The following is a 10,260-nucleotide window of genomic DNA, read 5'->3' on the forward strand; positions in this document are numbered from 1 at the left end:
ACACCGAACCCCCGCCACTGACCCCCGGCCACCGACCACCGGCCCGGCTCTCGATAGAGTTGGAGGCATGTCATACAATCTCATCCTCCTTCGCCATGGCCAGAGCCTATGGAACCAAGAAAACCTCTTCACCGGTTGGGTCGACGTTCGCCTGAGCGAGCAGGGAGCCGCGGAGGCCAAGCGCGCCGGCGAGCTCCTCGCAGAGTCCGGCCTCCTGCCCGACGTCCTGCACACGTCACTCCTTAGCCGCGCCATCCAGACCGCGAACATCGCGCTCGAGGAGGCCGACCGCCTCTGGATCCCCGTGAAGCGCTCCTGGCGCCTCAACGAGCGCCACTACGGCGCCCTGCAGGGCCTCGACAAGGCGGAGACCCTCGCCAAGTTCGGCCCGGAGCAGTTCCAGCTCTGGCGCCGTTCCTTCGACGTACCGCCGCCCGTGCTCGCCGACGATTCCCCCTGGTCCCAGGCGCACGACCCGCGTTACGCCGGCCTCGGCGACGAGCTTCCCCGCACCGAGTGCCTGAGCGACGTCGTCGACCGGATGCTGCCCTACTGGGAGTCCGACATCGCGACGGACCTCCGCGCAGGCAAGACCGTTCTCGTCACCGCCCACGGCAACTCGCTGCGCGCCCTCGTGAAGCACCTCGACAACATCAGCGACGCCGACATTGCCGAGCTCAACATCCCGACCGGAATCCCGCTCGTCTACCGCCTCGACGAGAACCTGGTCCCGATCGGTGCAGGCCAGTACCTTGACCCCGAGGCCGCAGCCGCCGGTGCCGCGGCCGTCGCAGCCCAGGGCAGCAAGAAGTAGCACTCCCGCCCCATTAGCCCACTATCGACAATTCCCGACGAAACGGCCCCGGAAGCATTCGCTTCCGGGGCCGTTTCGTTTGCTTCAGCGTTTCGGGTGATGCAGGCGGGCTACTGGACGCCGGTCGTGCTCTGCTGCCAGGCGCCGGTGCCGAGGTACTGGATCTTCTTGGCGATCGAGACGGCGTGGTCGGCGAACCGCTCGTGGTACCGGCTCGCGAGGGTCGAGTCGACCGTGTCGGCAGCAGCGCCCTTCCAGGTCTCGGCGAGGACCGCGTCGAAGACGCTCAGGTGCAGGGCGTCGACCTTGTCGTCCTCGTTGCGGATGACCTCGGCGAGCTTCACGTCCTGGGTGGTGAGCAACTCGGTGAGCATCGTCGAGATGGTCACAAGCAGGGCCCCCATCTCACCGAAGGTGCCGCGCAGGCTCTTCGGAACGACCTTGTCGGGGAAGCGGTAGCGGGCGAGCTGGGCGATGTGGGTGGAAAGGTCACCCATCCGCTCGAGCGACGAACTGATCCGGAGGGCGCTCACGACGATGCGCAGGTCGCGGGCGACCGGCTGCTGGCGGGCCAGGATCGTGATCGCCAGTTCGTCCAGTTCGATGGTCAGCTCGTCGATCTTGTCGTCTTCGCTGATGGCTTCTTCGGCGAGGCCGACGTCGGACTCGTTGAACGCCCTGGTCGACTTCGCGATCGAGATGCCGACGAGGCGGGAGATCTCGACGAGGCGGTCCTGAACCTCGGCGAGCTCCTGCTGGAATACTTCACGCATAAGTCTGTGTTCCTTCCTGGGCGCGCGGTACGCGCAGAAACGTGGAAACCACCTGGCCCCCAGCGAATCTTCGTGGACAGAGGTTAACGGCAGGTGCCGGAGTGTTGAATACTACCTAAAGTAGCCGTCCAGCGGCCCGGCACGGTTCGTTCGGCTTTTTTGTGTCAGTAATCTGGTGGAATGGAATCATCGTGGCTCGTGCTGGTGTCTCTGGCACTGGGCCTCATGGTCGGCGCCGGGTTCATCAGCCTGCTCCAGATCGCTGAACGCCACGGCCGACGCGCCTCCGAGGTGGTCAACCCGGCCGTGCCGGACGGTATCGACCAGGTCCTCGACGCACTCGACACCGCGGCCGTCGTGCTCGACCCGTCGAACAACGTGATGAAGACGTCCCCGGCGGCCGTCTCGATGGGAATGGTCTGGAACCGGCAGATCGTGCATCCGGAGCTCCTCGAGCTCGCCGGCAGGGTGCGGCGCTCCGGGGAGCCGATCGCCGAAGACCTGATCCTCTCGCGCGGTCCGTTCGGCGACGCGAGCATGCGGGTGCGCGTGCGCCTGGCGACGCTCGGCACCCGGTACGTGCTGCTGCTCGCCGAGGACCGCACGGAGGCCTTCCGCCTCGACGAGGTGCGCCGCGACTTCGTCGCCAACATCAGCCACGAGCTCAAGACCCCGATCGCGGCCGTCGGCCTGCTTGCCGAGGCGCTCAACCAGGCCGCGGACGAACCGGTGCAGGTGCGCAGGTTCGCCAGCAGGCTCACCACGGAATCCGGTCGCCTGACCCGGCTGACGCAGGAGATCATCGAGCTCTCCCGGCTCCAGGCGCAGGACTCCCTGACCGAGCCGGAAAACCTGCAGATCGACGACATCGTCGCTGCGGCCGTCGACCAGAGCAGGGTCGTTGCGGATGCCGCACGCATCACGCTCGCCGTCGGCCAGCCCTCCGGCGCCGTCGTCACGGGCGACGAGCGGCTCCTCGTGATGGCCGTGCACAACCTGGTCGCCAACGCGGTGCATTACTCCGCAGAGGGATCTCGGGTGGGTGTGGGCGTACGACACCACGACGGCGTCGTCGAGGTGACGGTGACCGATCAGGGCGTCGGCATCCAGGAGGCGGACCTCGACCGCATCTTCGAACGATTCTTCCGCGTCGACCAGGCCAGGTCGCGCCACACCGGTGGAACGGGCCTCGGCCTCTCCATCGTGAAGCACATCGTGCAGATCCACGGCGGCGACATCCGCGTCTGGTCCCAGCCGGGCAGCGGTTCGACGTTCACCATCCGGCTGCCTGAGGCGAGTCACATCGCCCTGGCCAAAACAGGAGAGACCCCGTGACCCACATTCTTTTGGTTGAGGACGAACAAGCGCTGAGCGAGCCGTTGAGCTTCCTGCTCGAACGCGAAGGCTATGAGGTCACCGTTGCCGAGGACGGGCCGAGCGCCATCAGCGAGTTCGACCGGATCGGACCGGACCTGATCCTGCTTGACCTGATGCTCCCCGGCATCCCCGGGACCGAGGTGTGCCGCGAGATCCGCACCCGCTCCCAGGTGCCGATCATCATGTTGACCGCAAAGGATTCCGAGGTCGACATCGTCGTGGGCCTCGAGCTCGGTGCGGACGACTATGTGACGAAGCCGTACTCGACCAGGGAACTGCTCGCGCGCATCCGTGCGGTGTCGCGTCGCCGCACAGACCAGACCGAGGACGACGAGAACATGCTCACGGCGGGGACTGTCCGGATGGACATCGAACGCCACACCGTCGCAGTGAGCGGCGCGGTCGTCAACATGCCGCTCAAGGAGTTCGAGCTCCTCGAGTTCCTGTTGCGGAACGCCGGCAGGGTGCTCACCCGCGGCCAGCTGATCGACCGGGTCTGGGGCACCGACTACTTCGGTGACACCAAGACCCTCGACGTGCACATCAAGCGGATCCGTTCGCGCATCGAGGCGATACCGTCCGAGCCGACCATGCTTGTCACCGTGCGGGGCCTCGGCTACCGTTTCGAGGCCTGACCCGGCCCGGTTCGAGGCCTGACCGGGCCCGGTTCGAGGCCGGGTCCGGTCGGGCCTGGCCTGAGCAGGCCGGACGCTAGGGCGCCGTGGTCGGCAGCAGGGTCGAGTACTGGGGGAGGGTGCCGTCGAGCACCGGCGCGAGCAACTGGAGGCCGGTCTCGGTGCCGTACTGGAAGTAGACGGGGAACAGCGAGCCGAGCGGGGCGTCGATGTTCTCGAGGGTGATCACAGGGCCGCCGGTCGCACCGATCGCGGTGCTCGACTGCGGCTTCAGGGTCAACTGCTGGGTGACCTTGCCGGTCGTGGCCGTGTACTGCACGGACAGGCTGTGCGCCGAGTCGCTCGGATTGACGACGGTGACGAGGAGGCTCCCGGTCTTTCCGTCCTTGGACAGCACGATCGCATTGCGGACCTTCAGGTCGCCGACGTTGCCGCTGACCCCGTCGCTCGCGTCGTAGTGCTTGGTCGTTGACTGCGGGGCCAGCAGGTTGCATCCACTGGTACCCAGCAGGATGCCGGCCGTCAACAACACGGACAGCAAGACTCGAGCCCTCACAAGACCTCCAACAGTTCGACGGTGCGCCTGAAGGCGCGAACGCCGCAGATTTCGCTTTGAGCCTAGCGTATCGGGGAGGCCGGCCACGTGGCGCCGCCTGCCGCTGCCCCGGTCAGGGTCGCAAACCCTACCACCCCTCGCTGTGGTATCCTAGACGTTGCTGAAGGGATATCCATACATGCTTTTTGAAGTAGGCGAAACCGTCGTTTATCCCCACCACGGTGCCGCGACAATCACGGAAGTGAAAACGCGGATCATCAAGGGTGAGGAAAAACTGTACCTGAAGCTCAATGTGACTCAGGGCGACCTCACCATCGAAGTTCCCGCCGAGAACGTCGACCTCGTCGGCGTGCGCGACGTGATCGGCCGTGAGGGCCTCGACAAGGTTTTCGAGGTGCTGCGCGCCCCGTTCACCGAGGAGCCGACCAACTGGTCCCGCCGGTACAAGGCCAACCTGGAAAAGCTCGCTTCCGGCGACGTCATCAAGGTGTCTGAGGTCGTCCGCGACCTGTGGCGCCGCGACCAGGATCGCGGCCTGTCCGCCGGGGAGAAGCGCATGCTCGCCAAGGCCCGCCAGATCCTGATCAGCGAGCTGGCCCTCGCCGAGAAGACCGACGAAGAGAAGGCCTCAACGGTCCTCGACGAGGTCCTGGCCTCCTAGCCCACCCCACGTTCATTCACACGCTGAAAGGCGGCGCCGCGAGGTGCCGCCTTTCGCACGTTCCGGTGTGACTCATCCCGCAGCATCCACCCTCCAGCAGATAGCCTCCAGACATGACTGAATACGCAGCCCCCGCGGTCGCGGTCATCGTCGTCGCCGCGGGCAGCGGTGCCAGGCTCGGCGCCGCGGAGCCCAAGGCCTTCGTGCTGCTCAGGGGCCGCACCCTCCTCGAGCGAGCGCTCGGTTCCGTGTTCGGCATGGTCGAACCCGCCCAGGTGATCGTCGTGGCGCCGCACAGCCACCTGTCCGAGGCCCGGGCGATCGCGGCATCCGCTGCCGGCGTCGCCGCCGGGTACGTCGACGTCGTGGTGGGCGGGCTCACCCGCGCGGACTCCGTCAACCGGGGCCTCGCCATGCTGCGCCCGGGCGTCGAGACCGTGCTCGTGCACGACGCCGCCCGCGCCCTGACCCCCTCCGGCCTGTGCGACGCCGTCGTCGCCGCCGTGCGCCGGACCGGGCACGGCATCGTTCCCGGTCTCGCCCTCGTCGACACCATCAAGCACGTCGATGCCGAGGGCACGATCCTCGCGACGGTCGACCGCTCGGCCCTGTCGGCCGTGCAGACGCCGCAGGGCTTCCCCCGGGGCGTGCTGCTCGCCGCCATGAGCGGCGCTGACCCGGCGGGCACCCCGACCGACGATGCCGAGATCGTCGCGGCCGCCGGGAATTCCGTCGGCGTCATCCCCGGTGACCCCCTCGCGTTCAAGATCACAACCCCGTGGGACCTGCACCGGGCCGAGGCCCTCCTCGACGAGCTCGTACGCACGGATGCCGCAGCTGCACGCCCGCAGTCCGCCTCTTGGGTACCGCGGATCGGTTCCGGCCTCGACGTGCATGCGTACGACGAGGCCGCGCCGCTGTGGCTCGCCGGCCTGCACTGGCCGGGGGAGCGCGGCCTCTCCGGGCACAGCGACGGCGACGCCGCCGTGCACGCCATCTGCGACGCGCTCTTGTCGGCGGCGGGCCTCGGTGACGTCGGCGGCGTCTTCGGCGTGGCCGATCCCCGCTTCGAGGGGGCGCACGGCGACGTGTTCCTCCGCGAAACTCTGCGCCGGGTCACCGCGGCCGGCTTCCGGGTCGGCAACGTCACCGTGCAGATCATCGGCAACCGCCCGAAGGTCGGCCCACGCCGTCTCGAGGCCGAGGACTACCTCAGTGGGATCCTGGGCGCGCCGGTCAGCGTGTCCGCGACGACGACGGACCGGCTCGGTTTCACCGGGCGCGGCGAGGGCCTCGCTTCCCTCGCGACGGCCCTGCTCCTGCCCTTCGTCCCGCTGCCGGAAACCGGCCCTGTTCTAAGCTGGGACGTGTGACGATCCAACTGTACGATTCCCGGGCCCAGGCCTTGCGCGACTTCATTCCGACGACCCCCGGTGCGGTCGGGATCTACGTGTGCGGGCCCACCGTGCAGTCGTCTCCGCACATCGGCCACTTGCGCAGCGCCCTGGTCTACGACCAGCTTCGCCGCTGGCTCACCTACCGCGGCTTCGACGTCACGTTCGTCCGCAATGTCACCGACATCGACGACAAGATCCTCGCCAACGCGGCAGGCACCGCAGAGCAGTGGTGGGCGCTCGCGTATCGCTACGAACTCGAGTTCACGGCCGGGTACCAGCGTCTCGGCATCCTCGCCCCCACCTACGAGCCCCGCGCGACGGCGAGCATCCAGCAGATGCAGGACCTGATCACGCGCCTGATCGACCGCGGCCACGCCTACCCGGCCGCCGACGGCTCCGGCGACGTCTACTTCGACACCCGCAGCTGGGCGGAGTACGGCGCGCTGACCCGCCAGGGCCGCGGCGACATGGAAGCAGCGGCGGACGCAGACCCGCGCGGCAAGAACGACCCGCGCGACTTCGCCCTCTGGAAGGGACACAAGGCCGACGAACCGGCCTCGGCGTCCTGGCCGTCCCCGTGGGGACCCGGCCGGCCCGGCTGGCACATCGAGTGCTCCGCGATGGCGAGCCGCTACCTCGGCGCGGGCTTCGACATCCACGGCGGCGGACTCGACCTGCGCTTCCCGCACCACGAGAACGAGCTCGCCCAGTCCACCGCGGCCGGTGATGCGTTCGCGAAGTACTGGATGCACAACGGACTCGTGCACGTGCACGGGCAGAAGATGTCCAAGTCCCTCGGCAACTCCGTCTTCGCGGCCGAGCTGCTCGACCAGGCCAGGGCCATCGTCGTGCGCTACTACCTCGGCGCCGCGCACTACCGCTCCACGATCGACTACACCGACCACTCGCTCGTCGAGGCCGAAGCCGCGCTCGAACGCATCGAGAGCTTCCTCGACCGGGCCGACCGCCGTCTCGCCGAGACGCGTTTCGCCTCGAGCGGCGTCGAGCTCGTCCCCGACGAGTTCGCGATCGCCATGGACGACGACCTCGCCGTGCCCCAGGCCCTCGCCGTGCTGCACGAGACCGTGCGCACCGGCAACGCGGCCCTCGACGCCGAAGACCTTCGCGCCGCGGCCGCAGCCCGCGGCCAGGTGCTCGCCATGAGCGAGGTCCTCGGCATCAACCCCCTGTCGCCCGGCTGGGCCGTCGCGACGGACGAACCAGCCATGGTCGCACTCACCGCCCTCGTCGAGCGCCTGCTCTCCGACCGGGAGACCGCCAGGGAAAGCCGCGACTACAAGGCCGCAGACCGTATCCGGGACGAGCTCGTCGCCGCCGGAATTACCATCGAAGACACCCCCTCGGGTGCGCATTGGAGTTTTGACTGATGAAGAACACAGACCGTAAGGCTCGCACCGGGTCCGTGCGCAAGGGCAGCCGCGGCCCCCAGGTCGGCTCAGGCGGCCAGGGTCGCCAGGCCCTCGAGGGCAAGAAGCCCACGCCCAAGGCCGAAGACCGTCCGTACCATCCCGCAGGGAAGCGCAAGGCAGCCCAGGACCGCTTCGCAGCGGCCGGCGGCGGCCGCAGCCGTCCCACGACGGGTTCGCAGGGCGGGCAGCGCTCCACCGCCAACTCCGGCGGCGGTGGCACATCCACCCGCAAGGCCAAGTCGATCGACGAGCACGAGATCGTCACCGGGCGCAACTCGGTGCTCGAGGCGCTGCGCGCGAAGATCCCCGCGAGCACCCTCTACATCGCGACCCGCATCGAAATGGATGACCGGGTCAAGGAAGTCCTGACCCTTGCGACTGGCCGCGGCATCCCCGTGCTCGAAGTGATGCGCCCGGAACTCGACCGCCTCGCCGGCCGCGACGCCGTGCACCAGGGACTCGCGCTCAAGGTGCCCGCGTACGAGTACGCGCACCCGATGGAGCTCCTCGAGCTCACGATCAGCCGCGGCTTCAAGCCCTTGTTCGTCGCCCTCGACGGCATCACCGATCCCCGCAACCTGGGCGCCATCATCCGCTCGACGGCGGCCTTCGGCGGCCACGGCGTGATCGTGCCCCAGCGCCGGTCCGTCGGCGTCACGGCATCCGCGTGGAAGACCTCCGCCGGTGCAGCCGCGCGCACCCCCGTCGCCATGGCGAGCAACCTCACCCAGACGCTCAAGTCGCTCAAGGAGGTCGGTGTGCTCGTGATCGGCCTCGACGGCGGCGGAGACACCTCGCTGCCCGAGCTCGGCCTCGGCTTCGCTGAGCGCCCGATCGTCGTCGTCGTCGGCAGCGAGGGCAAGGGCCTGTCGCGCCTCGTCACCGAGACCTGCGACGCGATCGTCTCGATCCCGATCAGCGCAAGCACCGAGTCCCTCAACGCCGGCATCGCCGCGAGCGTCACGCTCTACGAGATCTCCCGCCTGCGCGCGGCAGCGAAGGTCGCCAAGGCCGTCAAGCTCGCCGCCGCCAAGGCGGCCGCCGCTACCGCCTAGCCCGCACCGGATGCCGCGAGTCGCGGCATCCGGACCGGAAGGCTGGGCCTGCGCCCGACGCGGTCGACTAGACCTTGAGGCGCCAGTCCTGGGCGTCGTCGTCGGCGCTCGTGTCGCCGGCGGCTGCGGCGACGTCGTCGTTCGTGACGTCGATCGGAAGCGTGATGGACCCGGTCGCGGGTTCGATCACGGTCGCCTCGTCGCGGCGGTGACGCAGGACGTCCTGCACGTAGGAGGTGACCGCTTCGGCGAGCGGGATGTCCCTGGACTGGTTCTGGGCCATGTACCAGCGGTGGTCGAGCAGCTGGTGGAACACCTCTGCCGGCTCGAGCTTGCCCTTGAGGTCGCGCGGAATCGCGCGGATGACCGGTTCGAAGACCCGGACGACCCACTCGTGGGCAAGGGCTTCCTCGTCGCTCGCGGGGTCGCCGTATGCGAGGCGATACGCGTCGAGGTCGTTGAGCAGGCGCCGGGCCTGGTTCTCCTCGGCGTCGAGGCCGGTCAGGCGCAGCAGACGGCGCTGGTGGTGCCCGGCGTCGACGACCTTGGGCTGGATGCGCACGGTCGAGCCGGTCGCATCCGTCTTGATGGCGAGTTCCTCGATGTCGAAGCCGAGGTCGTTCAGACGCTCGACACGCTCGGTGATACGCCAGCGCTCGGAGCTCGCGAAGGATTCGGAGCCGGTCAGCTCGGTCCAGAGCAGCCGGTAGGCGTTCACGATGCCGTTGCTGACCCGGATCGGGTCGAGCTCGTCAGCGGCTCGGCCGGCGGCCTCGAGGTCCATCAGCTCGCCGGCGATGTTGACCCTGGCGATCTCGAGGTCGTTCTCGCGCTGGCCCTTGGACAGGCCGCCCGGGTAGAGCTGCCCGGTCTCCGCGTCGACGAGGTAGGCGGCGAAGGCGCCCGCGTCGCGGCGGAACAGCGTGTTCGAGAGCGAGACGTCACCCCAGAACAGGCCGGCCATGTGCACGCGCACGAGCAGCAGGGCGAGGGCGTCGACGAGGCGGGTCGCGGTCGTCGGGCGCAGGGTCTGCGAGTACAGGGCGCGGTAGGGGAGCGAGAACTTGAGGTGCCGGGTGACGAGCACCGAGTTCAGCGGCTCGCCGTCTTCGTTGGTGCGGTTCGTGATCACGGCGAGCGGCTCGACGCACGGGATCTCGAGACTTTGCAGGGTGCGGAGCATCTCGTATTCGCGCTTGGCCATCTCGCTCGTGGTTTCCTTGATCGCGACAACGCGACCACTGAGATGGGCGAACCGCACGAGGTGACGCGAGAGGCCCTTCGGCAGGGCCGCGATGTTCTCGTTCGGCCAGGCATCCAGCGGCAGGTGCCAGGGCAGGTCGAGGAGGGCCGGGTCGGCCGTGGCCGAGGTGATATTGACAGAACCGCTCATGGATCGAGCCTACCGGTGCGGGTCAGCGGCCGGGGCCCGATGCCCCGCGCCGACAGGGACTGTTCCGGGTCGCGGCATCCGCTTCCTTGGGTGAGACTGTGGCTCGTCCCGGCCCGTGAGGTGTCGCATATCGACCTTCGTGGGCCCGGCGAACCTCGATATGCGACAC

General features: G+C 68.5%; 10 protein-coding genes. 7 read left to right on the top strand and 3 right to left on the bottom strand.

All coding sequences use genetic code 11. From position 1 onward, the window contains the following. Positions 1-67: 67 nt before the first annotated feature. The gene (locus QN350_RS17405; protein ID WP_281535802.1) at positions 68-814 is read left to right on the top strand and encodes a phosphoglyceromutase; all 747 of its coding nucleotides are present in this window, start codon (positions 68-70) and stop codon (positions 812-814) included. A gap of 110 nt (positions 815-924) precedes the next feature. Here the strand turns inward: QN350_RS17405 and phoU are convergent, their stop codons facing one another. Continuing rightward, positions 925-1,587, bottom strand: coding sequence for a phosphate signaling complex protein PhoU (gene phoU / locus QN350_RS17410; RefSeq protein WP_281535801.1), 663 nt, complete (start codon positions 1,585-1,587; stop codon positions 925-927). A 180-nt stretch (positions 1,588-1,767) separates the two neighbouring features. On the opposite strand from phoU, the gene QN350_RS17415 reads away from it, so the two are divergent. Both QN350_RS17415 and QN350_RS17420 read left to right on the top strand, forming a co-directional pair. After that, the gene (locus QN350_RS17415; RefSeq protein ID WP_281535800.1) at positions 1,768-2,922 is read left to right on the top strand and encodes a sensor histidine kinase; all 1,155 of its coding nucleotides are present in this window, start codon (positions 1,768-1,770) and stop codon (positions 2,920-2,922) included. Further along, positions 2,919-3,599 (top strand): response regulator transcription factor, encoded by a 681-nt coding sequence (locus QN350_RS17420; RefSeq protein ID WP_322137912.1) that lies wholly within the window; start codon positions 2,919-2,921, stop codon positions 3,597-3,599. The genes QN350_RS17415 and QN350_RS17420 overlap by 4 nt, the downstream gene beginning before the upstream one ends. Positions 3,600-3,675: 76 nt before the next feature. Here the strand turns inward: QN350_RS17420 and QN350_RS17425 are convergent, their stop codons facing one another. Then, on the bottom strand, positions 3,676-4,155 hold the full coding sequence (locus tag QN350_RS17425) for a hypothetical protein (RefSeq protein WP_322137911.1): 480 nt from the start codon (positions 4,153-4,155) through the stop codon (positions 3,676-3,678). A 178-nt stretch (positions 4,156-4,333) separates the two neighbouring features. On the opposite strand from QN350_RS17425, the gene QN350_RS17430 reads away from it, so the two are divergent. The 4 genes from QN350_RS17430 to rlmB all read left to right on the top strand — a co-directional run bounded on the left by QN350_RS17430 (position 4,334) and on the right by rlmB (position 8,698). Further along, positions 4,334-4,816: a CarD family transcriptional regulator gene (locus QN350_RS17430; protein WP_035879449.1), complete on the top strand. Its 483-nt coding sequence runs from the start codon at positions 4,334-4,336 to the stop codon at positions 4,814-4,816. A gap of 113 nt (positions 4,817-4,929) precedes the next feature. Continuing rightward, a complete protein-coding gene (gene ispD / locus QN350_RS17435; RefSeq protein ID WP_322137910.1) occupies positions 4,930-6,189 on the top strand; it encodes a 2-C-methyl-D-erythritol 4-phosphate cytidylyltransferase in 1,260 nt (419 codons plus the stop codon). After that, positions 6,186-7,601, top strand: coding sequence for a cysteine--tRNA ligase (cysS, locus tag QN350_RS17440; RefSeq protein WP_322137909.1), 1,416 nt, complete (start codon positions 6,186-6,188; stop codon positions 7,599-7,601). Before ispD ends, cysS begins: the two co-directional genes overlap by 4 nt. Then, entirely contained in the window at positions 7,601-8,698 is a 1,098-nt protein-coding gene (gene rlmB / locus QN350_RS17445; RefSeq protein WP_322137908.1) for a 23S rRNA (guanosine(2251)-2'-O)-methyltransferase RlmB, read from the top strand. The genes cysS and rlmB overlap by 1 nt, the downstream gene beginning before the upstream one ends. Positions 8,699-8,765: 67 nt before the next feature. On the opposite strand, the gene QN350_RS17450 is transcribed toward rlmB, so the two are convergent. Beyond that, positions 8,766-10,091, bottom strand: coding sequence for a DUF4032 domain-containing protein (locus QN350_RS17450; protein WP_323516964.1), 1,326 nt, complete (start codon positions 10,089-10,091; stop codon positions 8,766-8,768). Between the last annotated feature and the right edge of the window lie 169 nt (positions 10,092-10,260).

The organism is Cryobacterium sp. 10I5 (genome assembly GCF_035019865.1).
In the GTDB taxonomy this organism is placed as follows: domain Bacteria; phylum Actinomycetota; class Actinomycetes; order Actinomycetales; family Microbacteriaceae; genus Cryobacterium; species Cryobacterium breve_A.

Coding starts and splice junctions, on each gene's coding strand:
- QN350_RS17405 (WP_281535802.1), top strand. CDS start 68: ATGTCATACAATCTCATCCTCCTTCGCCATGGCCAGAGCCTATGGAAC.
- phoU (WP_281535801.1), bottom strand. CDS start 1,587: ATGCGTGAAGTATTCCAGCAGGAGCTCGCCGAGGTTCAGGACCGCCTC.
- QN350_RS17415 (WP_281535800.1), top strand. CDS start 1,768: ATGGAATCATCGTGGCTCGTGCTGGTGTCTCTGGCACTGGGCCTCATG.
- QN350_RS17430 (WP_035879449.1), top strand. CDS start 4,334: ATGCTTTTTGAAGTAGGCGAAACCGTCGTTTATCCCCACCACGGTGCC.
- ispD (WP_322137910.1), top strand. CDS start 4,930: ATGACTGAATACGCAGCCCCCGCGGTCGCGGTCATCGTCGTCGCCGCG.
- rlmB (WP_322137908.1), top strand. CDS start 7,601: ATGAAGAACACAGACCGTAAGGCTCGCACCGGGTCCGTGCGCAAGGGC.
- QN350_RS17450 (WP_323516964.1), bottom strand. CDS start 10,091: ATGAGCGGTTCTGTCAATATCACCTCGGCCACGGCCGACCCGGCCCTC.